20 protein-coding genes and 1 pseudogene are annotated in these 23949 nt (G+C 49.3%); all 21 read left to right on the top strand.

The genetic code is table 11. From position 1 onward, the window contains the following. Positions 1–2: 2 nt before the first annotated feature. Complete coding sequence (locus ABVN44_RS02680) at positions 3–968, top strand: GDP-L-fucose synthase (RefSeq protein ID WP_023231345.1); 966 nt, start codon at positions 3–5, stop codon at positions 966–968. Positions 969–970: 2 nt separating this feature from the next. Beyond that, positions 971–1444 (top strand): GDP-mannose mannosyl hydrolase, encoded by a 474-nt coding sequence (locus tag ABVN44_RS02675; protein ID WP_001748574.1) that lies wholly within the window; start codon positions 971–973, stop codon positions 1442–1444. Continuing rightward, a complete protein-coding gene (wcaI, locus tag ABVN44_RS02670; RefSeq protein ID WP_023231347.1) occupies positions 1441–2664 on the top strand; it encodes a colanic acid biosynthesis fucosyltransferase WcaI in 1224 nt (407 codons plus the stop codon). The genes ABVN44_RS02675 and wcaI overlap by 4 nt, the downstream gene beginning before the upstream one ends. Continuing rightward, positions 2661–4103: a mannose-1-phosphate guanyltransferase gene (gene cpsB, locus ABVN44_RS02665; protein ID WP_000605946.1), complete on the top strand. Its 1443-nt coding sequence runs from the start codon at positions 2661–2663 to the stop codon at positions 4101–4103. Before wcaI ends, cpsB begins: the two co-directional genes overlap by 4 nt. 110 nt (positions 4104–4213) lie before the next feature. Beyond that, positions 4214–5584 carry a colanic acid biosynthesis phosphomannomutase CpsG gene (gene cpsG / locus ABVN44_RS02660; protein ID WP_023231291.1) on the top strand — a complete coding sequence of 457 codons (1371 nt, stop codon included), beginning with the start codon at positions 4214–4216 and terminating at the stop codon, positions 5582–5584. 53 nt (positions 5585–5637) lie between these two features. Further along, a complete protein-coding gene (gene wcaJ / locus ABVN44_RS02655) occupies positions 5638–7032 on the top strand; it encodes an undecaprenyl-phosphate glucose phosphotransferase (protein WP_000183163.1) in 1395 nt (464 codons plus the stop codon). A 101-nt stretch (positions 7033–7133) separates the two neighbouring features. Further along, a complete protein-coding gene (wzxC, locus tag ABVN44_RS02650) occupies positions 7134–8612 on the top strand; it encodes a colanic acid undecaprenyl disphosphate flippase WzxC (protein WP_000058681.1) in 1479 nt (492 codons plus the stop codon). Between the two features lie 21 nt (positions 8613–8633). Further along, a complete protein-coding gene (gene wcaK, locus ABVN44_RS02645) occupies positions 8634–9914 on the top strand; it encodes a colanic acid biosynthesis pyruvyl transferase WcaK (RefSeq protein ID WP_023231292.1) in 1281 nt (426 codons plus the stop codon). Continuing rightward, positions 9911–11131 carry a colanic acid biosynthesis glycosyltransferase WcaL gene (gene wcaL / locus ABVN44_RS02640; protein WP_023231293.1) on the top strand — a complete coding sequence of 407 codons (1221 nt, stop codon included), beginning with the start codon at positions 9911–9913 and terminating at the stop codon, positions 11129–11131. The genes wcaK and wcaL overlap by 4 nt, the downstream gene beginning before the upstream one ends. A gap of 10 nt (positions 11132–11141) precedes the next feature. Next, a complete protein-coding gene (gene wcaM / locus ABVN44_RS02635) occupies positions 11142–12545 on the top strand; it encodes a colanic acid biosynthesis protein WcaM (protein WP_023231294.1) in 1404 nt (467 codons plus the stop codon). 177 nt (positions 12546–12722) lie between these two features. After that, positions 12723–13616: a GalU regulator GalF gene (gene galF, locus ABVN44_RS02630; protein WP_000981469.1), complete on the top strand. Its 894-nt coding sequence runs from the start codon at positions 12723–12725 to the stop codon at positions 13614–13616. A gap of 376 nt (positions 13617–13992) precedes the next feature. After that, positions 13993–15078 (top strand): dTDP-glucose 4,6-dehydratase, encoded by a 1086-nt coding sequence (rfbB, locus tag ABVN44_RS02625; protein WP_023231295.1) that lies wholly within the window; start codon positions 13993–13995, stop codon positions 15076–15078. Further along, positions 15078–15977 carry a dTDP-4-dehydrorhamnose reductase gene (gene rfbD, locus ABVN44_RS02620; RefSeq protein ID WP_001023658.1) on the top strand — a complete coding sequence of 300 codons (900 nt, stop codon included), beginning with the start codon at positions 15078–15080 and terminating at the stop codon, positions 15975–15977. Before rfbB ends, rfbD begins: the two co-directional genes overlap by 1 nt. 47 nt (positions 15978–16024) lie before the next feature. Then, positions 16025–16903, top strand: coding sequence for a glucose-1-phosphate thymidylyltransferase RfbA (gene rfbA / locus ABVN44_RS02615; protein ID WP_000857531.1), 879 nt, complete (start codon positions 16025–16027; stop codon positions 16901–16903). Continuing rightward, positions 16904–17455: a dTDP-4-dehydrorhamnose 3,5-epimerase gene (gene rfbC / locus ABVN44_RS02610; RefSeq protein WP_000973709.1), complete on the top strand. Its 552-nt coding sequence runs from the start codon at positions 16904–16906 to the stop codon at positions 17453–17455. Between the two features lie 5 nt (positions 17456–17460). Beyond that, positions 17461–18454: pseudogene (locus ABVN44_RS02605) on the top strand (CDP-6-deoxy-delta-3,4-glucoseen reductase). After that, positions 18451–19224 carry a glucose-1-phosphate cytidylyltransferase gene (rfbF, locus tag ABVN44_RS02600; RefSeq protein WP_000648783.1) on the top strand — a complete coding sequence of 258 codons (774 nt, stop codon included), beginning with the start codon at positions 18451–18453 and terminating at the stop codon, positions 19222–19224. The pseudogene ABVN44_RS02605 and the gene rfbF overlap by 4 nt, the downstream one beginning before the upstream one ends. Before the next feature lie 4 nt (positions 19225–19228). Next, entirely contained in the window at positions 19229–20308 is a 1080-nt protein-coding gene (rfbG, locus tag ABVN44_RS02595; RefSeq protein ID WP_023231296.1) for a CDP-glucose 4,6-dehydratase, read from the top strand. A gap of 26 nt (positions 20309–20334) precedes the next feature. Next, positions 20335–21648: a lipopolysaccharide biosynthesis protein RfbH gene (gene rfbH / locus ABVN44_RS02590; protein ID WP_023231297.1), complete on the top strand. Its 1314-nt coding sequence runs from the start codon at positions 20335–20337 to the stop codon at positions 21646–21648. A gap of 27 nt (positions 21649–21675) precedes the next feature. Next, on the top strand, positions 21676–22575 hold the full coding sequence (locus ABVN44_RS02585) for a CDP-abequose synthase (protein ID WP_023231298.1): 900 nt from the start codon (positions 21676–21678) through the stop codon (positions 22573–22575). 81 nt (positions 22576–22656) lie between these two features. Further along, a complete protein-coding gene (locus ABVN44_RS02580) occupies positions 22657–23949 on the top strand; it encodes an MATE family efflux transporter (protein ID WP_077941719.1) in 1293 nt (430 codons plus the stop codon).

Genomic DNA, 23949 nt, shown 5'->3' with positions numbered 1-23949 from the left:
GAATGAATAAGCAACGAATTTTTGTGGCGGGCCATCGCGGGATGGTGGGCTCCGCCATTGTACGGCAGCTTGCGCAGCGCGGCGACGTGGAACTGGTACTGTGCACCCGCGATGAGCTGGATCTGCTCGACGGGCGTGCGGTACAGGCGTTCTTTGCCGGGGCGGGTATCGACCAGGTTTATCTGGCGGCGGCGAAAGTGGGCGGCATTGTCGCCAACAACACGTATCCGGCGGATTTTATTTATGAAAACATGATGATAGAGAGCAACATTATTCACGCCGCGCACCTGCACAACGTGAACAAACTGCTGTTTCTCGGTTCGTCCTGTATCTATCCGAAACTGGCAAGGCAGCCGATGGCGGAAAGCGAGCTGCTGCAGGGAACGCTGGAGCCGACCAACGAGCCGTATGCCATCGCCAAGATCGCCGGGATTAAACTGTGCGAGTCCTACAACCGGCAGTACGGTCGCGACTACCGTTCGGTGATGCCAACCAACCTGTACGGCCCGCATGACAATTTCCATCCGGACAATTCACATGTGATCCCGGCGCTGCTGCGCCGCTTTCATGAGGCCGCGCAGAGCCACGCGCCGGAGGTGGTGGTGTGGGGCAGCGGCACGCCGATGCGCGAATTTCTGCACGTTGACGATATGGCGGCGGCCAGCATTCACGTGATGGAGCTGGCGCGCGAAGTGTGGCAGGAGAACACCGCTCCGATGCTGTCGCACATTAACGTCGGCACTGGCGTGGACTGCACCATCCGCGAGCTGGCGCAGACTATCGCAAAGGTGGTGGGTTACCAGGGCCGGGTGGTGTTCGACGCCACGAAGCCGGACGGCACGCCGCGTAAATTGCTCGACGTCACGCGCCTGCATCAGCTTGGCTGGTATCACGAAATTTCACTGGAGGCAGGGCTTGCCGGTACTTACCAGTGGTTCCTTGAGAATCAGCACCGGTTCCGGGGGTGACAATGTTTTTACGTCAGGAAGATTTCGCCGCCGTGGTGCGGACCACGCCCCTCATCTCCCTCGATTTCATCGTGGAAAACGGCCAGGGGGAAATTTTACTGGGCCAGCGTCTCAACCGTCCGGCGCAGGGCTACTGGTTTGTGCCGGGGGGGCGGGTGTGCAAAGACGAAACGCTGGAGGCCGCCTTTGCACGCCTGACGCAGGCGGAACTGGGCGTGCGTCTGCCGCTGGCGGCAGGGACGTTTTATGGCGTCTGGCAGCACTTCTATGACGACAACTTTTCCGGTGAGGATTTTTCAACTCACTACATCGTGCTCGGCTTTCGTCTGCGCGTGGCGGAGAGCGATTTACGCCTGCCTGACACCCAGCATGGCAGTTACCGCTGGCTGACGCCGGAACAGCTTCTGGCAAGCGATAATGTTCATGAGAACAGTCGGGCCTACTTCTCTCCTGACGCGCCGGCGGTGGGCCTATGAAGATCCTGGTCTATGGCATTAACTATTCACCGGAACTGACCGGTATCGGCAAATATACCGGCGAAATGGTGGCGTGGATGGCGCAGGAAGGCCATGAGGTGCGGGTTATTACTGCGCCGCCGTACTACCCGCAGTGGAAAGTCGGCGAGCGCTATTCCGCCTGGCGCTATCGCCGGGAAGAGGGCGAGGCTACCGTCTGGCGTTGCCCGCTGTATGTGCCGAAACAGCCCTCCACCCTAAAACGACTACTTCATCTGGGGAGCTTTGCATTGAGCAGTTTTTTCCCACTGATGGCGCAGCGTCGCTGGAAGCCGGATCGGATTATCGGCGTTGTACCGACGCTCTTTTGTACGCCGGGAATGCGTCTGCTGGCGACACTCTCCGGCGCGCGTACCGTACTGCATATTCAGGATTACGAAGTGGACGCCATGCTCGGCTTAGGAATGGCGGGAAAAGGCAAGCGCGGCAGCGTAGCGCGGTTAGCGACGGCCTTTGAACGCAGCGCGCTGCGTAACGTTGATAATGTTTCGACCATCTCTCGCTCCATGATGAATAAAGCGCGGGAAAAGGGCGTCGCGGCGGAAAAAATCCTCTTTTTTCCGAACTGGTCGGAAGTGGCGCGCTTTCAGGACGTTAATGACGCTAACGTGACGGCTTTGCGTCAGCAGCTTGGCTTGCCAGAGGGCAAAAAAATTGTGCTTTATTCCGGCAATATCGGCGAAAAGCAAGGGCTGGAAAAGGTGATTGACGCCGCGGAACGATTACGCGAGCGACCGTTGATTTTTGCGATTGTCGGCCAGGGGGGCGGCAAGGCGCGGCTGGAGAACATGGCCCGCGAACGCGGCCTGCCAAATATTAAATTCCTCCCGCTGCAGCCTTACGACGCCTTACCCGCGCTGCTGAAAATGGGCGACTGCCATCTGGTGGTGCAAAAGCGCGGCGCGGCGGATGCGGTACTGCCCTCCAAGCTGACTAACATTCTGGCGGTCGGCGGTAATGCGGTGATTACCGCTGAGCCGCACACCGAATTAGGACAACTTTGCGCGCGCTATCCGGGCATCGCCGTTTGCGTGGAACCGGAGTCGACCGACGCGCTGGTCAACGGGATTAGCCAGGCGCTCGCCATGCCGAAAAACAACATGACGGCACGTGAATACGCCGAACGCACGCTCAATAAAGAGAACGTGCTACGCCAATTTATTGCAGATATTCGGGGATGATAATGCGTCAGACAAAACTTTACCCGGTTGTGATGGCCGGTGGCTCCGGTAGCCGATTGTGGCCGCTTTCTCGCGTGCTTTATCCAAAACAGTTTCTGTGCCTGAAAGGCGATCTCACCATGCTGCAAACCACCATTTGCCGTCTGAACGGCGTGGAGTGCGAAAGCCCGGTGGTTATCTGCAACGAACAGCACCGTTTTATCGTTGCCGAGCAGCTCCGCCAGCTCAATAAGCTGACGGAGAACATTATTCTTGAGCCCGCCGGGCGCAATACCGCGCCGGCGATTGCGCTGGCGGCGCTGGCGGCGACGCGCCAGCATACGGACTGCGATCCGCTGATGCTGGTACTGGCGGCGGATCATGCAATCGCCAATGAAGAGGCCTTCCGCGACGCGGTGCGCGGCGCCATGCCCTATGCCGACGCGGGCAAACTGGTGACCTTCGGTATCGTGCCGGATCTGCCGGAAACCGGCTATGGCTATATCCGGCGTGGTGATGTCGTGCCGGGCGCGACGGATGCGGTGGCTTTTGAGGTGGCGCAGTTCGTTGAGAAGCCGGGGCTGGAAACCGCTCAGGCCTACGTCGCCAGCGGCGATTACTACTGGAACAGCGGCATGTTTCTGTTCCGCGCCGGACGCTATCTGGAGGAGCTGAAAAAGTTCCGCCCCGATATTCTGGCCGCCTGTGAACAGGCGATGCGCGGCGTCGATCCGGATCTTGACTTCATTCGTGTGGATGAAGAGGCCTTCCTCGCCTGTCCGGAAGAGTCCATTGACTACGCGGTGATGGAGCGGACGGCGGACGCGGTGGTGATGCCAATGGACGCGGGCTGGAGCGATGTCGGCTCGTGGTCCTCGCTGTGGGAAATCAGCGCCCACACCCCGGAGGGAAATGTCCACCACGGCGACGTCATCAGCCATAAAACGGAAAACAGCTACGTTTACGCCGAATCCGGCCTGGTGACCACCGTCGGCGTGAAGGATCTGGTGGTAGTGCAGACCAAAGACGCCGTGCTGATTGCCGATCGCCACGCGGTGCAGGACGTGAAAAAGGTGGTGGAGAAGATCAAGGCCGACGGACGCCATGAGCACCACATGCACCGCGAGGTTTACCGTCCGTGGGGCAAATACGACTCCATCGACGCGGGCGAGCGCTATCAGGTGAAGCGTATTACCGTCAAGCCGGGGGAAGGACTGTCGGTGCAGATGCACCATCACCGCGCCGAGCACTGGGTGGTGGTGGCGGGGACCGCCAGAGTCACCATCAACGGCGAGGTTAAGCTGCTCGGTGAAAACGAGTCCATCTATATTCCGCTGGGGGCGACCCACTGCCTGGAAAATCCGGGAAAAATACCGCTCGATTTAATTGAAGTGCGTTCCGGCTCGTATCTCGAAGAGGACGACGTGGTGCGGTTCGAGGATCGTTACGGGCGGGTCTGACGCCTGCAACGGTGCCCGGTAAGCGCAACGCGCCATCCGGCAATGAATAACAATAACGATGTTGGCCATTTACGGTCAGGGCTAACTGTTGCCTGAAGAAGGGTAAGAACATGACAAAATTAACCTGTTTCAAGGCCTACGACATTCGCGGCAGGCTGGGCGAAGAGCTCAATGAAGATATCGCGTGGCGGATTGGCCGCGCCTACGGCGAATATTTAAAACCGAAAACCATCGTGCTGGGCGGCGACGTGCGTCTGACCAGCGAGGCGCTGAAGCTGGCGCTGGCGAAAGGGTTACAGGACGCGGGCGTCGACGTGCTGGATATCGGTATGTCCGGCACCGAAGAGATTTACTTCGCCACCTTCCACCTCGGCGTGGACGGCGGTATTGAGGTGACCGCCAGCCATAATCCGATGGACTACAACGGCATGAAGCTGGTGCGCGAGGGCGCCCGCCCGATAAGCGGCGACACCGGTCTGCGCGACGTTCAGCGTCTGGCGGAAGCGGGCGACTTCCCGCCGGTGAACGAGGCCGCGCGCGGCAGCTACAGACAAATCAGCCTGCGCGACGCCTACATCGACCACCTGCTCGGCTATATCAGCGTCAGCAATCTCACCCCGCTGAAGCTGGTGGTGAATTCCGGCAATGGGGCGGCGGGGCCGGTCATTGACGCCATCGAAGCGCGTCTGGAGGCGCTGGGCGCGCCGGTGGAGTTCATCAAAATCCACAACACCCCGGACGGCACCTTCCCGAACGGCATTCCCAACCCGTTGCTGCCGGAGTGTCGCGACGACACCCGCAAGGCCGTTATTGAACACGGGGCGGACATGGGCATCGCCTTTGACGGCGACTTCGACCGCTGCTTCCTGTTCGATGAGAAAGGGCAGTTTATCGAGGGGTACTACATCGTCGGGCTGTTGGCGGAAGCGTTTCTGGAAAAACACCCGGGGGCGAAGATTATCCACGACCCGCGCCTGACCTGGAACACGGAGGCAGTGGTGACGGCGGCGGGTGGGACGCCGGTGATGTCAAAAACCGGGCACGCCTTTATCAAGGAGCGGATGCGTACGGAGGATGCCATTTATGGCGGGGAAATGAGCGCGCATCACTATTTTCGTGATTTTGCCTACTGCGACAGCGGGATGATCCCGTGGCTGCTGGTGGCGGAGCTGGTGTGCCTGAAGGGGCAGTCGCTGGGTGAACTGGTCCGCGACCGGATGGCGGCGTTCCCGGCGAGCGGGGAAATCAACAGCAGGCTGGCGGAGCCGGCGGCAGCCATTGCGCGGGTGGAAGCGCACTTCGCGGAAGAGGCGCAGGCGGTGGATCGCACGGACGGTCTCAGCATGTCATTCCCGGACTGGCGTTTCAACCTGCGCTCGTCGAACACCGAACCGGTGGTGCGCCTGAATGTGGAATCACGCGGCGATATACCGCTGATGGAAGCGCGAACACGCACTCTGCTGGCGTTGCTGAATCAGTAACGTCAGATCTCCCCTTACCGCCTGCGGGTAAGGGGCCAATCACAGGAACAACGATGACAAATCTAAAAAAGCGCGAACGAGCCAAAACCAATGCATCGTTAATCTCTATGGTGCAACGCTTTTCAGATATCACCATCATGTTTGGCGGGCTGTGGTTCATCTGTGAAGTCAGTGGACTGCCATTCCTGTACATGCACCTGTTGGTGGCGCTGATTACGCTGGTTGTTTTTCAAATGCTGGGCGGGATGACCGATTTTTATCGCTCCTGGCGCGGCGTCAAAATGTCGACAGAGTTAACGCTGTTACTGCAAAACTGGACGCTGAGCCTGATCTTCAGCGCCGGTCTGGTGGCGTTTAATGATGACTTTGACAACCGCCTCGCCACCTGGCTGGCCTGGTATGCGCTGTCCAGCCTGGGCTTAGTGTTATGCCGTTCATTTATTCGTTTCGGCGCGGGCTGGCTACGCAATCGTGGTTATAACACTCGCCGGGTCGCCGTCGCCGGAGATTTGCCTGCGGGTCAGGCGTTGCTGGATAGCTTCCGTAATGAGCCGTGGCTGGGTTTTGAGGTGGTGGGCGTCTATCACGATCCTAAACCGGGCGGCGTCTCTGCTGACTGGGCCGGGAACTTCGAGCAGTTAATTGACGATGCGAAAGCCTCGCGAATTCACAATGTTTATATCGCCATGTCAATGAGCGACGGCGCCATGGTGAAAAAACTGGTGCGCGAGCTGGCCGACACCACCTGCTCGGTGATCCTTATTCCCGATGTGTTCACCTTTAATATTCTCCACTCGCGCGTGGAGGAGATGAGCGGCGTTCCGGTCGTTCCGCTATATGACACGCCGCTATCAGGGATTAACCGTCTGCTTAAACGGGCAGAAGATATCGTGCTGGCGTCGCTGATTCTGCTGCTCATCTCACCGGTACTGTGCTGCATTGCGCTGGCGGTCAAATTGAGCTCGCCCGGGCCGGTGATTTTCCGTCAAACGCGCTACGGGATGGACGGCAAGCCGATCAAAGTCTGGAAGTTCCGCTCAATGAAGGTGATGGAGAACGATAAGGTCGTTACCCAGGCGACGCAAAACGATCCGCGCGTCACCCGGGTAGGTAACTTTTTGCGTCGTACCTCGCTGGATGAATTGCCGCAGTTTATCAACGTATTAACTGGCGGGATGTCCATCGTCGGTCCTCGCCCTCACGCGGTGGCGCATAACGAACAGTATCGTCAGTTGATTGAAGGTTACATGCTACGCCACAAGATGAAGCCGGGCATCACCGGCTGGGCGCAAATTAATGGCTGGCGCGGTGAGACCGATACGCTGGAGAAAATGGAAAAACGCGTGGAATTCGACCTGGAATACATCCGCGAATGGAGTATTTGGTTCGATATCAAAATCGTTTTTCTGACGATTTTTAAAGGGTTTGTTAATAAAGCGGCGTATTAAGAACCTGACCCACAAGGCTATTTTACTTGCCATATTGCACCAGGGCAGTGCTCAATCTGGCTGCGCCAATGACGCCTTGTGAACAGGTTCTGGAGAAAAGAATGAGTTTACGACAAAAAACGATCAGCGGTGCTAAATGGTCGGCTATCGCCACGATAGTGATTATCGGTCTGGGGTTAATTCAGATGACGGTGCTGGCGCGGATCATCGACAACCACCAGTTTGGCCTGTTGACCGTCTCACTGGTGATTATCGCGCTGGCCGACACGATCTCGGACTTTGGCATCGCGAACTCGATTATCCAGCGTAAAACGATTGGGCATCTGGAGCTGACCACGCTTTACTGGCTAAACGTTGGGCTTGGGATTGTGGTATTTGCGGTGGTCTTTTGGCTGAGCGATGCGATTGCCCATGTTTTGCATAACCCGGATCTCGCGCCGTTAATCAAAACGTTGTCGCTGGCGTTTATCGTGATCCCTCACGGGCAGCAGTTCCGCGCGCTGATGCAAAAAGAGTTGGAGTTCAATAAGATCGGCATGATCGAAACGACCTCCGTGCTGGCGGGGTTCACCTTTACGGTGATTAGCGCCCATTACTGGCCGCTGGCGTTAACCGCGATTCTCGGCTATCTGGTGAACAGCGCGGTGCGAACGCTGCTGTTTGGTTACTTTGGCCGCAAGATTTACCGTCCGGGGCTGCATTTTTCGCTGGCATCGGTGTCCACGAACCTGCGTTTTGGCGCGTGGCTGACGGCGGACAGTATCGTCAATTACATCAACACGAATTTATCGACGCTGGTACTGGCGAGAATTCTCGGCGCAAGCGTCGCCGGGGGATATAACCTCGCGTACAACGTGGCGGTTGTGCCGCCGGCGAAGCTTAACCCCATCATTACTCGCGTGCTATTTCCGGCATTCGCCAAAATCCAGGACGATACCGAGAAGCTGCGCGTCAACTTCTATAAGTTGCTTTCCGTGGTGGGAATTATCAATTTTCCCGCGCTGTTGGGTCTGATGGTAGTGGCGAACAATTTTGTGCCGTTAGTGTTTGGCGAGAAGTGGAACAGCATTATCCCGATCCTGCAATTGCTGTGCGTGGTGGGGCTGCTGCGTTCGGTCGGCAACCCGATTGGTTCGCTGCTGATGGCGAAAGCGCGCGTGGATATCAGCTTTAAATTCAACGTCTTTAAAACGTTTCTGTTTATCCCGGCAATTCTCATTGGCGGCCATCTGGCGGGGGCGATTGGCGTGACGCTGGGGTTCCTGGTGGTGCAAATTATCAACACCATTCTGAGCTATTTCGTGATGATTAAGCCGGTACTCGGCTCCAGCTATCGTCAGTATATTCTCAGCCTGTGGCTACCGTTTTATCTCTCATTGCCAACATTTATTACCAGCTACGGCGCAGGAAAGCTGGTCGACGGTTATTTACCGTTGTCGGGGGTATTCGCACTACAGGTTATGGTCGGTATTTTGAGTTTTATTTTAATGATTATTTTTTCACGCAATGCGCTGGTGATGGAAATTAAAAATCAGCTTGTTGGCAGTGCAAAACTGAAAAAGTTATTACGTGTCGGATGACGGGGATATAAGAGGCTATTTATGAAATTATTAATTTTAGGCAACCACACATGCGGCAACCGTGGTGATAGCGCCATTATGCGCGGTTTGCTTGATGCCATCCGTCAACAGGCGCCAGAGGCGGAGATGGATGTGATGAGCCGTTTCCCGGTGAGTTCCGCCTGGTTGCAGGGGCGCCCGATTATTGCCGACCCGCTGTATCAGTTAAGCCAGAAACAGCAGGCGGCGGCAGGGCTTAACGGTCGGGTGAAAAAAGTATTACGCCGTCGTTTTCAGCATAAAATTTTATTGTCTAAAGTCGCCCAGGAAGGATCGCTGCGTAATTTTGCTATCGCGCCGGAATTTGCCGAATTCGCACAATTTATTGCGCAGTATGACGCCGTCATTCAGGTGGGCGGTTCAAACTATGTCGACTTATACGGTTTGACTCACTTTGAATATCCGCTGTGCGCGTTTATGGCGAACAAACCAATTTATATGGTGGGACATAGCGTCGGCCCTTTCCAGAACCCTGACTTTAACCAGCTCGCCAATTATGTTTTTGGACGCACCAGTGCGCTGATCCTGCGTGAAACCGTCAGCCGCGATCTGATGGCCGCCGCGCAGATCGATACCCGGAAAGTGGAGCAGGGGGTGGATACTGCCTGGTTAGTCGAACGCCGTCACGACGAGTTTGTTGCCAGTTATGCTGTGCAGCACTGGCTGGACGTCACCGCGCGCCGCAAAACCGTCGCGATTACGTTGCGCGATCTGGAGCCGTTTGATAAACGCCTGGGCACCACTCAGCAGGCCTATGAGCAGGCATTTGCCCAGGTCGTGAATCGCCTGATTGCGGACGGTTATCAGGTACTGGCGCTGTCGACCTGCACCAGTATCGATCGCTATAACCGCGATGACCGGATGGTTGCGTTACGGATGGCGAAGTATGTAAACGACTCAGAACATTTCCATATCGCGATGGACGAACTCAATGACGTGGAAATCGGAAAGATCCTCGCCTCCTGCGTACTGACCATCGGGACGCGCCTGCATTCCGCCATTATCTCCATGAATTTTGGCACGCCCGCTATCGCCATTAATTATGAACATAAATCCGCCGGGATTATGCAGCAGCTAGGCCTGGCGGAATTGGCTATCGATATCCGTCACTTGCTGAACGGTTCATTACAAAGCGTGGTGGCCGATACGCTCAATCAATTGCCTGCGCTAAAGGCAAAAGTGGCTAACGCCGTCACCGAGGAGCGGGCGAAAGGGTTCACGATGATCAAATCCGTTCTCGACAGAATTCGGGAGGAACAATGAAAGTCAGCTTTTTTCTGCTGAAATTTCCACTCTCATCGGAAACCTTTGTGCTGAATCAGATTACTGCGTTTATTGATATGGGCCATGAGGTGGAGATTGTCGCGTTACAAAAAGGCGATACCCAACATACTCACGCCGCCTGGGAGAAGTATGGCCTGGCGGCGAAAACCCGCTGGTTACAGGATGAGCCCCAGGGACAGCTGGCGAAACTGCGCTACCGGGCATGTAAAACGCTGCCGGGGCTGCATCGGGCGGCGACCTGGAAAGCGCTCAATTTTACCCGCTATGGCGATGAATCACGCAATTTGATCCTTTCCGCGATTTGCGCGCAGGTGAGCCACCCTTTTGTGGCGGATGTGTTCATCGCACACTTTGGTCCGGCGGGCGTGACGGCGGCCAAACTACGCGAACTGGGCGTGCTTCGCGGCAAAATTGCGACTATTTTCCACGGGATTGATATCTCCAGCCGCGAAGTGCTCAGTCATTACACGCCGGAGTATCAGCAGTTGTTTCGTCGTGGCGATCTGATGCTGCCCATCAGCGATCTGTGGGCCGGTCGCCTGAAAAGTATGGGCTGCCCGCCGGAAAAGATTGCCGTTTCGCGCATGGGCGTCGACATGACGCGTTTTACTCATCGTCCGGTGAAAGCGCCAGGGATGCCGCTGGAGATGATTTCCGTCGCGCGCCTGACCGAGAAAAAAGGCCTGCATGTGGCGATTGAAGCCTGTCGGCAACTGAAAGCGCAGGGCGTGGCGTTTCGCTACCGCATTCTGGGGATTGGCCCGTGGGAACGTCGGCTGCGCACGCTCATCGAGCAGTATCAGCTAGAGGATGTCATTGAGATGCCGGGGTTTAAACCGAGCCATGAAGTGAAGGCGATGCTGGATGACGCCGATGTTTTTTTGCTGCCGTCGATTACCGGTACGGATGGCGATATGGAAGGTATTCCGGTGGCGCTGATGGAGGCAATGGCGGTAGGGATTCCCGTGGTATCTACCGTGCATAGCGGTATTCCGGAACTGGTGGAGGCCGGCAAATCCGGCTGGCTGGTGCCGGAAAACGATGCGCAGGCGCTGGCGGCCCGACTCGCTGAGTTCAGCCGGATTGACCACGACACGCTGGAGTCGGTGATCACGCGCGCCCGTGAAAAAGTGGCGCAAGATTTTAATCAGCAGGCGATTAATCGCCAGTTAGCCAGCCTGCTACAAACGATATAAACGAGGTGGTATGCCCGCGACTAAATTCTCCCGACGTACCCTCCTGACGGCAGGTTCTGCGCTTGCTGTTCTTCCTTTTCTGCGCGCCTTGCCGGTACAGGCGCGTGAACCTCGCGAGACCGTCGATATTAAGGATTATCCGGCGGATGACGGTATCGCCTCGTTCAAACAGGCCTTCGCCGACGGACAGACCGTGGTCGTACCGCCAGGATGGGTGTGTGAAAATATCAATGCGGCGATAACGATTCCGGCGGGAAAAACGCTGCGGGTACAGGGCGCGGTGCGTGGGAATGGCCGGGGACGGTTTATTTTGCAGGACGGGTGTCAGGTGGTGGGGGAGCAGGGCGGCAGTCTGCACAATGTGACGCTGGATGTTCGCGGGTCGGACTGTGTGATTAAAGGCGTGACGATGAGCGGCTTTGGCCCCGTCGCGCAAATTTTCATCGGCGGTAAGGAACCGCAGGTGATGCGTAATCTCATTATCGATAGCATCACCGTTACCCACGCCAACTACGCCATTCTCCGCCAGGGATTTCATAACCAAATGGATGGAGCGCGGATTACGCATAGCCGCTTTAGCGATTTACAGGGGGACGCCATTGAGTGGAATGTCGCGATTCACGACCGCGACATCCTGATTTCCGATCATGTCATCGAACGCATTGATTGTACCAATGGCAAAATCAACTGGGGGATCGGCATCGGGCTGGCGGGTAGCACCTATGACAACAGTTATCCTGAAGACCAGGCAGTAAAAAACTTTGTGGTGGCCAATATTACCGGATCTGATTGCCGACAGCTGGTGCACGTAGAAAATGGCAAACATTTCGTCATTCGCAATGTCAAAGCCAAAAACATCACGCCCGATTTCAGTAAAAAGGCGGGTATTGATAACGCAACGATCGCAATTTATGGCTGTGATAATTTCGTCATTGATAATATTGATATGACGAATAGTGCTGGGATGCTCATCGGCTATGGCGTCGTTAAAGGAAAATACCTGTCAATTCCGCAAAACTTTAAATTAAACGCTATTCGGTTGGATAATCGCCAGGTTGCTTATAAATTACGCGGCATTCAAATTTCCTCCGGTAACACCCCCTCTTTTGTCGCCATCACCAACGTACGGATGACGCGTGCTACGCTGGAACTGCATAATCAACCGCAGCACCTCTTTCTGCGCAATATCAACGTGATGCAAACTTCAGCGATTGGCCCGGCGTTAAAAATGCATTTCGATTTGCGTAAAGATGTCCGTGGTCAATTTATGGCCCGCCAGGACACGCTGCTTTCCCTCGCTAATGTTCATGCCATCAATGAAAACGGGCAGAGTTCCGTGGATATCGACAGGATTAATCACCAAACCGTGAATGTCGAAGCAGTGAATTTTTCGCTGCCGAAGCGGGGAGGGTAAACACCGCTATTTTTACGAAAATTCCTGGGAAAAAGTTGTTCATACTTAATGTTATGGTGCCGACTAAGACGTAATGTAGAGCGTGCCATCATTATCCCTGGCAGCAGAGTAATTCATGCTGGCGAAAACAAGCTAAAGAGCTATAATTCAGCAACCATTTTACAGGTGGAAGAAACAATGATGAATTTGAAAGCAGTTATACCGGTAGCGGGTTTGGGTATGCATATGTTGCCTGCCACCAAGGCAATCCCAAAAGAGATGCTACCGATCGTCGACAAGCCAATGATTCAGTACATTGTCGATGAGATTGTGGCTGCAGGGATCAAAGAAATCGTACTGGTGACTCACGCGTCCAAAAACGCCGTTGAGAACCACTTCGACACCTCTTATGAACTTGAATCACTTCTTGAACAGCGCGTTAAGCGTCAGCTTTTGGCGGAAGTGCAATCTATCTGCCCACCGGGCGTAACGATTATGAACGTTCGCCAGGCACAGCCGTTAGGACTGGGGCACTCTATTCTGTGCGCGCGTCCGGTCGTGGGCGATAACCCTTTCATTGTGGTACTCCCGGATATTATTATTGATGATGCTACCGCCGATCCGCTGCGCTATAACCTTGCGGCGATGGTGGCGCGTTTCAATGAAACGGGTCGCAGCCAGGTGCTGGCGAAGCGCATGAAAGGTGATTTATCGGAGTATTCCGTTATCCAGACGAAAGAACCTCTGGATAATGAAGGCAAAGTCAGCCGGATTGTGGAGTTTATCGAAAAACCGGATCAGCCGCAGACGCTGGATTCCGATTTGATGGCGGTAGGCCGTTATGTGCTTTCAGCCGACATCTGGGCGGAACTGGAAAGAACCGAACCGGGCGCCTGGGGCCGCATCCAGCTCACCGATGCTATTGCTGAACTGGCGAAAAAACAGTCGGTTGACGCGATGCTAATGACGGGTGACAGCTATGACTGCGGTAAAAAAATGGGCTACATGCAGGCATTTGTGAAGTACGGGCTGCGCAACCTGAAAGAAGGAGCGAAGTTCCGTAAGAGCATAGAGCAGCTTCTGCATGAATAAGTATTAACAACCGTGATAAATGGTTGGTGATAAACATAATAACGGCAGTGAACATTCGAAGCGGCAAGTTGGCTGAAACGAGTGTTGACTGCCGTTTTAGTTTTGTATAAAGGGCTTAAGTAACAAGGGGTTATCTGGAGCATTTTAATGTTGATTTTATAAGATTAATCCTTGTTTCCGGATGCAATTAATAAGACAATTAGCGTTTAAGTTTTAGTGAGCTTTGCCCTGCCGGGCGAGGTCTGTAACAAGTCGATATGTACGCAGTGCACTGGTAGCTGATGAGCCAGGGGCGGTAGCGTGTGTAACGACTTGAGCAATTAATTTTTATTGGCAAATTAAATACCACATTAAATACGCCTTATGGAATAGAAAAGTGAAGATACTTATTACTGGCGGGGCAGGTTTTATTGGATCAGCTGTTGTCCGCCATATTATTAAGAATACACAGGACACTGTAGTTAATATTGATAAATTAACCTACGCCGGTAATCTTGAATCCCTTTCTGATATTTCTGAAAGTAATCGCTACAATTTTGAACACGCGGATATTTGTGATTCCGCTGAAATAACGCGTATTTTTGAGCAGTACCAGCCGGACGCGGTGATGCATTTGGCTGCGGAAAGTCATGTGGACCGTTCGATTACCGGGCCGGCAGCATTTATTGAAACCAATATCGTCGGCACCTATGTACTTCTTGAAGTTGCGCGTAAATACTGGTCTGCGCTTGGCGAAGATAAAAAAAATAATTTTCGTTTTCATCATATTTCCACTGATGAAGTTTACGGCGATTTACCGCATCCTGATGAAGTTGAAAACAGCGTTACGCTGCCGTTATTTACTGAAACGACGGCATATGCGCCAAGTAGCCCCTATTCTGCGTCAAAAGCATCCAGCGATCATTTAGTCCGTGCCTGGCGGCGTACCTATGGTCTACCAACGATCGTTACCAATTGTTCTAATAACTATGGCCCTTATCACTTCCCTGAAAAACTGATTCCGTTGGTCATTTTGAACGCACTGGAAGGAAAGCCTTTGCCAATTTATGGCAAAGGGGATCAGATTCGCGATTGGCTATATGTAGAAGATCATGCTCGCGCGCTTCATATGGTAGTGACTGAAGGCAAGGCAGGGGAGACTTATAACATTGGTGGCCACAATGAGAAGAAAAATCTCGATGTGGTATTTACCATCTGTGATCTGCTGGATGAAATTGTACCCAAAGCGACTTCTTATCGTGAACAAATCACTTATGTCGCCGATCGTCCGGGCCATGATCGTCGTTATGCCATTGATGCAGGTAAAATTAGCCGCGAATTAGGCTGGGAACCGCTGGAGACCTTTGAAAGCGGTATTCGTAAAACAGTGGAATGGTACCTTGCAAATACTCAATGGGTAAACAATGTTAAAAGTGGGGCGTATCAGAGTTGGATAGAACAGAACTATGAAGGACGCCAGTAATGAATATCTTACTTTTTGGTAAGACAGGGCAAGTAGGCTGGGAGTTGCAACGTTCTCTGGCACCAGTGGGGAATCTGATTGCCCTGGATGTCCATTCAAAAGAGTTTTGCGGTGATTTTAGTAATCCGAAAGGCGTTGCCGAAACCGTTCGTAAGCTTCGTCCCGATGTGATTGTTAACGCAGCAGCACATACTGCAGTAGATAAAGCAGAGTCTGAACCAGAACTGGCGCAGTTACTTAACGCCACCAGTGTGGAAGCCATCGCTAAAGCGGCCAACGAAACTGGCGCATGGGTAGTGCATTATTCAACCGATTATGTATTTCCTGGTACCGGCGATATCCCATGGCAGGAAACGGACGCTACGTCGCCGCTGAATGTCTATGGCAAGACCAAACTGGCGGGAGAAAAGGCCCTGCAGGATAACTGCCCTAAGCATCTTATCTTCCGCACCAGTTGGGTTTATGCAGGTAAGGGCAATAATTTCGCAAAGACAATGCTTCGTCTGGCGAAAGAGCGTCAGACACTTTCAGTCATCAACGATCAGTACGGTGCGCCAACCGGTGCGGAATTACTGGCTGACTGCACGGCCCATGCGATCCGTGTGGCGTTAAAGAAACCAGAAGTCGCAGGTCTTTACCATCTGGTTGCCGGGGGAACCACAACCTGGCATGACTACGCGGCCTTAGTCTTTGACGAGGCGCGTAAGGCAGGGATAACACTTGCGCTTACTGAGCTTAATGCTGTGCCGACCAGCGCCTACCCGACGCCGGCGAGCAGACCAGGCAATTCGCGTCTCAATACTGAAAAGTTTCAGCGTAATTTTGACCTTATTCTGCCGCAATGGGAATTAGGAGTTAAGCGTATGCTGACTGAAATGTTTACGACGACAACCATCTGATAAATTTAAATGCCCATCAGGGCATTTTCTATGAATGAGAAATGGAAATGAAAACGCGTAAGGGCATTATTTTAGCGGGGGGCTCCGGCACCCGTCTTTATCCGGTGACCATGGCGGTAAGTAAGCAATTGCTACCAATTTATGATAAACCGATGATTTACTATCCCCTTTCCACGCTTATGCTGGCAGGCATTCGGGATATCCTGATCATCAGTACGCCACAGGACACGCCGCGTTTTCAACAACTGCTGGGAGACGGCAGTCAGTGGGGGTTGAATCTTCAATATAAAGTACAGCCAAGCCCGGATGGCTTAGCACAGGCGTTTATTATTGGTGAAGAGTTCATTGGTCATGATGATTGTGCATTAGTGCTGGGTGACAATATCTTCTATGGTCATGATTTACCAAAGTTAATGGAAGCTGCCGTTAATAAAGAAAGTGGTGCTACCGTCTTTGCTTATCATGTAAACGATCCAGAGCGCTACGGTGTGGTTGAGTTTGACCAAAGTGGCACAGCCGTTAGTCTGGAGGAAAAACCGTTACAACCGAAGAGTAATTACGCGGTAACGGGGCTGTATTTTTATGATAATAGCGTGGTGGAGATGGCGAAAAATCTTAAGCCTTCCGCTCGCGGTGAGTTAGAAATCACGGATATTAACCGTATCTATATGGATCAGGGAAGATTGTCTGTCGCCATGATGGGGCGCGGTTATGCCTGGCTGGATACAGGGACGCATCAGAGTTTGATAGAGGCCAGTAATTTTATTGCAACCATCGAAGAACGCCAGGGACTAAAAGTGTCCTGCCCGGAAGAGATCGCATTTCGTAAAAATTTTATAAATGCACAACAGGTTATAGAACTGGCCGGGCCATTATCAAAAAATGATTATGGCAAATATTTGCTGAAGATGGTGAAAGGTTTATAAGTGATGATTGTGATTAAAACAGCAATACCAGATGTCTTGATCTTAGAGCCTAAAGTTTTTGGCGATGAGAGGGGATTCTTTTTTGAAAGTTATAACCAGCAGACCTTTGAAGAGTTGATTGGACGTAAAGTTACATTTGTTCAAGATAATCATTCAAAATCCAAAAAGAACGTACTCAGAGGGCTACATTTTCAGAGAGGAGAAAATGCACAGGGGAAGTTAGTTCGTTGTGCTGTCGGTGAGGTTTTTGATGTTGCGGTCGATATCCGAAAAGAATCGCCTACTTTTGGTCAATGGGTTGGCGTAAATCTATCTGCTGAGAATAAGCGACAGCTTTGGATTCCAGAAGGTTTTGCTCATGGTTTTGTTACTCTTAGTGAGTATGCAGAGTTTCTGTACAAAGCAACTAATTATTACTCACCTTCATCGGAAGGTAGCATTCTATGGAATGATGAGACAATAGGTATTGAATGGCCTTTTTCTCAGCTGCCTGAGCTTTCAGCAAAAGATGCTGCAGCGCCTTTACTGCATCAAGCCTTGTTAACAGAGTAAGCATCGTGTCTCATATTATTAAGATTTTTCCATCAAATATTGAATTTTCCGGTAGAGAGGATGAATCAATCCTCGATGCTGCGCTATCGGCTGGCATCCATCTTGAACATAGCTGCAAAGCGGGTGATTGTGGTATCTGTGAGTCCGATTTGTTGGCGGGAGAAGTTGTTGACTCCAAAGGTAATATTTTTGGACAGGGTGATAAAATACTAACCTGCTGCTGTAAACCTAAAACCGCCCTTGAGCTAAATGCGCATTTTTTTCCTGAACTAGCTGGGCAGACAAAAAAAATTGTCCCATGCAAGGTAGATAGTGTTGTACTGGTTTCAGGCGATGTTATGACTTTGAAGTTACGCACACCACCAACAGCAAAAATTGGCTTCCTTCCAGGGCAGTATGTCAATTTACATTATAAAGGTGTAACTCGCAGTTATTCTATCGCTAATAGTGATGAGTCGAATGGTATTGAGTTGCATGTAAGGAATGTTCCCAATGGTCAGATGAGCTCGCTTATTTTTGGGGAGTTACAAGAAAATACTCTTATGCGCATTGAAGGGCCTTGCGGAACATTTTTTATTCGTGAAAGTGACAGACCTATAATCTTCCTTGCAGGCGGTACTGGATTCGCTCCAGTTAAATCAATGGTTGAGCATCTCATTCAGGGAAAATGTCGTCGTGAGATCTACATTTACTGGGGAATGCAAGATAGTAAAGATTTTTACTCTGCATTACCGCAGCAGTGGAGTGAACAGCACGACAACGTTCATTATATCCCTGTTGTTTCTGGTGATGACGCCGAATGGGGGGGAAGAAAGGGATTTGTCCATCATGCCGTGATGGATGATTTTGATTCTCTAGAGTTCTTCGATATATATGCATGTGGTTCACCTGTGATGATCGATGCCAGTAAAAAGGACTTTATGATGAAAAATCTCTCTGTAGAACATTTCTATTCTGATGCATTTACCGCATCTAAATAATATTGAGGATAATTTATGAAAGCGGTCATCCTGGCTGGTGGACTTGGTACCAGACTAAGTGAAGAAACAATTGTAAAACCAAAACCGATGGTAGAAATTGGTGGCAAGCCTATTCTTTGGCACATTATGAAAATGTATTCTGTGCATGGTATCAAGGATTTTATTATCTGCTGTGGTTATAAAGGATATGTGATTAAAGAATATTTTGCGAACTACTTCCTTCACATGTCAGATGTAACATTCCATATGGCTGAAAACCGTATGGAAGTTCACCATAAACGTGTTGAACCATGGAATGTCACATTGGTTGATACGGGTGATTCTTCAATGACTGGTGGTCGTCTGAAACGTGTTGCTGAATACGTAAAAGATGACGAGGCTTTCCTGTTTACTTATGGTGATGGCGTTGCCGACCTTGATATCAAAGCGACTATCGATTTCCATAAGGCTCACGGTAAGAAAGCGACTTTAACAGCTACTTTTCCACCAGGACGCTTTGGCGCATTAGATATCCAAGCTGGTCAGGTCCGGTCATTCCAGGAAAAACCGAAAGGCGATGGGGCAATGATCAATGGTGGTTTCTTTGTGTTGAATCCATCGGTTATCGATCTCATCGATAACGATGCAACAACCTGGGAACAAGAGCCATTAATGACATTGGCACAACAGGGGGAGTTAATGGCTTTTGAACACCCAGGTTTCTGGCAGCCGATGGATACCCTACGTGATAAAGTTTACCTCGAAGGGCTGTGGGAAAAAGGTAAAGCTCCGTGGAAAACCTGGGAGTAACTAGATGATTGATAAAAATTTTTGGCAAGGTAAACGTGTATTCGTTACCGGCCATACTGGCTTTAAAGGAAGCTGGCTTTCGCTATGGCTGACTGAAATGGGTGCAATTGTAAAAGGCTATGCACTTGATGCGCCAACTGTTCCAAGTTTATTTGAGATAGTGCGTCTTAATGATCTTATGGAATCTCATATTGGCGACATTCGTGATTTTGAAAAGCTGCACAATTCTATTGCAGAATTTAAGCCAGAAATTGTTTTCCATATGGCAGCCCAGCCTTTAGTGCGCCTATCTTATGAACAGCCAATCGAAACATACTCAACAAATGTTATGGGTACTGTCCATTTGCTTGAAGCAGTTAAGCAAGTAGGTAACATAAAGGCAGTCGTAAATATCACCAGTGATAAGTGCTACGACAATCGTGAGTGGGTGTGGGGCTATCGTGAGAACGAACCCATGGGAGGGTACGATCCATACTCTAATAGTAAAGGTTGTGCAGAATTAGTCGCGTCTGCATTCCGGAACTCATTCTTCAATCCTGCAAATTATGAGCAACATGGCGTTGGTTTGGCGTCTGTGAGGGCTGGTAATGTCATAGGCGGAGGCGATTGGGCTAAAGACCGTTTAATTCCCGATATTCTGCGCTCATTTGAAAATAACCAGCAGGTTATTATTCGAAACCCATATTCTATCCGTCCCTGGCAGCATGTACTGGAGCCTCTTTCTGGTTACATTGTGGTGGCGCAACGCTTATATACAGAAGGTGCTAAGTTTTCTGAAGGATGGAATTTCGGCCCGCGTGATGAAGATGCGAAGACGGTCGAATTTATTGTTGACAAGATGGTCACGCTTTGGGGTGATGATGCAAGCTGGTTACTGGATGGTGAGAATCATCCTCATGAGGCACATTACCTGAAACTGGATTGCTCTAAAGCAAATATGCAATTAGGATGGCATCCGCGTTGGGGATTGACTGAAACACTTGGTCGCATCGTAAAATGGCATAAAGCATGGATTCGCGGCGAAGATATGTTGATTTGTTCAAAGCGTGAAATCAGCGACTATATGTCCGCAACTACTCGTTAAGAAAATAAGTTTAAGGAATCAAAGTAATGACAGCAAATAACCTGCGTGAGCAAATCTCTCAGCTTGTCGCTCAGTATGCGAATGAGGCATTGAGCCCGAAACCTTTTGTTGCAGGTACAAGCGTTGTGCCTCCTTCCGGGAAGGTTATTGGTGCCAAAGAGTTACAATTGATGGTTGAGGCGTCTCTTGATGGATGGCTAACTACTGGTCGTTTCAATGATGCCTTTGAAAAAAAACTTGGGGAATTTATTGGGGTTCCTCATCTTTTAACGACTACATCTGGCTCTTCGGCAAACTTGCTGGCACTGACTGCGCTGACTTCCCCAAAATTAGGCGAGCGTGCTCTCAAACCTGGTGATGAGGTTATTACTGTCGCTGCTGGCTTCCCGACTACAGTTAACCCGGCGATCCAGAATGGTTTAATACCGGTATTCGTGGATGTTGATATCCCGACATATAATATCGATGCCTCTCTCATTGAAGCTGCAGTTACTGAGAAATCAAAAGCGATAATGATCGCTCATACACTCGGTAATGCATTTAACCTGAGTGAAGTTCGTCGGATTGCCGATAAATATAACTTATGGTTGATTGAAGACTGCTGTGATGCCCTTGGGACGACTTATGAAGGCCAGATGGTAGGTACCTTTGGTGACATCGGAACCGTTAGTTTTTATCCGGCTCACCATATCACAATGGGTGAAGGCGGTGCTGTATTCACCAAGTCAGGTGAACTGAAGAAAATTATTGAGTCGTTCCGTGACTGGGGCCGGGATTGTTATTGTGCGCCAGGATGCGATAACACCTGCGGTAAACGTTTTGGTCAGCAATTGGGATCACTTCCTCAAGGCTATGATCACAAATATACTTATTCCCACCTCGGATATAATCTCAAAATCACGGACATGCAGGCAGCATGTGGTCTGGCTCAGTTGGAGCGCGTAGAAGAGTTTGTAGAGCAGCGTAAAGCTAACTTTTCCTATCTGAAACAGGGCTTGCAATCTTGCACTGAATTCCTCGAATTACCAGAAGCAACAGAGAAATCAGATCCATCCTGGTTTGGCTTCCCTATCACCCTGAAAGAAACTAGCGGTGTTAACCGTGTCGAACTGGTGAAATTCCTTGATGAAGCAAAAATCGGTACACGTTTACTGTTTGCTGGAAATCTGATTCGCCAACCGTATTTTGCTAATGTGAAATATCGTGTAGTGGGTGAGTTGACAAATACCGACCGTATAATGAATCAAACGTTCTGGATTGGTATTTATCCAGGCTTGACTACAGAGCATTTAGATTATGTAGTTAGCAAGTTTGAAGAGTTCTTTGGTTTGAATTTCTAATTCAATTTATTCTATCTGGTGATTGCGATGACCTTTTTGAAAGAATATGTAATTGTCAGTGGGGCTTCCGGCTTTATTGGTAAGCATTTACTCGAAGCGCTAAAAAAATCGGGGATTTCAGTTGTCGCAATCACTCGAGATGTAATAAAAAATAATAGTAATGCATTAGCTAATGTTAGATGGTGCAGTTGGGATAATATCGAATTATTAGTCGAGGAGTTATCAATTGATTCTGCATTAATTGGTATCATTCATTTGGCAACAGAATATGGGCATAAAACATCAACTCTCATAAATATTGAAGATGCAAATGTTATAAAACCATTAAAGCTTCTTGATTTGGCAATAAAATATCGGGCGGATATCTTTTTAAATACAGATAGTTTTTTTGCCAAGAAAGATTTTAATTATCAACATATGCGGCCTTATATAATTACTAAAAGACACTTTGATGAAATTGGGCATTATTATGCTAATATGCATGACATTTCATTTGTAAACATGCGATTAGAGCATGTATATGGGCCTGGGGATGGTGAAAATAAATTTATTCCATACATTATCGACTGCTTAAATAAAAAACAGAGTTGCGTGAAATGTACAACAGGCGAACAGATAAGAGACTTTATTTTTGTAGATGATGTGGTAAATGCTTATTTAACTATATTAGAAAATAGAAAAGAAGTACCTTCATATACTGAGTATCAAGTTGGAACTGGTGCTGGGGTAAGTTTGAAAGATTTTCTGGTTTATTTGCAAAATACTATGATGCCAGGTTCATCGAGTATATTTGAATTTGGTGCGATAGAGCAAAGAGATAATGAAATAATGTTCTCTGTAGCAAATAATAAAAATTTAAAAGCAATGGGCTGGAAACCAAATTTCGATTATAAAAAAGGAATTGAAGAACTACTGAAACGGTTATGAGATTTTCATGATCTTTTAATAAATAAATCGTTAACAAATTAGTCGCGTTATGTTGTAAAAACTAAGTCGTTTAATTGCATAGTGAAAGTTCAATTGTTAAAAATTCCGAGTCATTTAATTGTTGCAGGTTCATCATGGTTATCCAAAATAATAATTGCCGGGGTGCAGTTAGCAAGTATTTCATATCTTATTTCTATACTAGGTGAAGAGAAATATGCAATCTTTAGTTTGTTAACTGGTTTATTAGTATGGTGTAGCGCTGTTGATTTTGGCATAGGTACAGGACTGCAAAATTATATATCAGAATGCAGAGCCAAAAACAAAAGTTATGATGCATATATTAAATCAGCATTACATCTAAGCTTTATAGCTATTATTTTTTTTATTGCTTTATTTTATGTTTTTTCTGGGGTAATTTCCGCTAAATATCTTTCTTCTTTTCATGAGATATTACAGGACAAAACCAGAATGCTCTTTTTTACCTCATGTCTGGTTTTCAGTTCTATTGGAATCGGAGCTATTGCTTATAAAATACTTTTTGCCGAATTGGTCGGGTGGAAAGCTAATCTATTAAATGCATTATCTTATATGATAGGTATGCTCGGCTTGCTATATATATACTATAGGGGGATCTCAGTTGACATAAAATTATCACTAATAGTCCTGTATCTTCCAGTGGGTATGATTTCATTGTGCTATATTGTATATAGATACATAAAGCTTTATCATGTTAAAACAACAAAATCTCATTATATAGCGATTTTACGTAGATCTTCAGGGTTTTTTCTTTTTACTTTATTATCGATAGTGGTGCTTCAAACAGATTATATGGTCATTTCTCAAAGGCTAACTCCTGCTGATATTGTCCAATATACAGTAACGATGAAAATTTTTGGTTTAGTCTTTTTTATTTATACTGCTATTTTGCAAGCATTATGGCCTATATGTGCTGAATTGAGAGTCAAACAGCAATGGAAAAAACTTAACAAAATGATAGGTGTCAATATTTTGCTTGGCTCACTATATGTTGTTGGATGTACAATATTTATTTATTTATTTAAAGAACAGATATTTTCAGTAATAGCCAAAGATATTAATTATCAAGTTTCTATTTTATCTTTTATGTTAATTGGCATATATTTCTGTATTCGCGTTTGGTGTGACACTTACGCAATGTTATTGCAAAGTATGAATTATTTAAAAATACTTTGGATATTAGTACCACTACAAGCAATAATTGGTGGAATATCACAATGGTATTTTTCTAGTACGCTTGGAATCAGTGGAGTGCTGCTTGGCTTGATTATATCTTTTGCTTTAACTGTTTTTTGGGGGCTTCCACTAACTTACTTAATTAAGGCAAATAAGGGATAA

The organism is Salmonella sp. SJTUF15570, assembly GCF_043357055.1.
Lineage (GTDB): Bacteria > Pseudomonadota > Gammaproteobacteria > Enterobacterales > Enterobacteriaceae > Salmonella > Salmonella enterica.
This window is presented reverse-complemented; position numbering and strand designations above follow the sequence as displayed.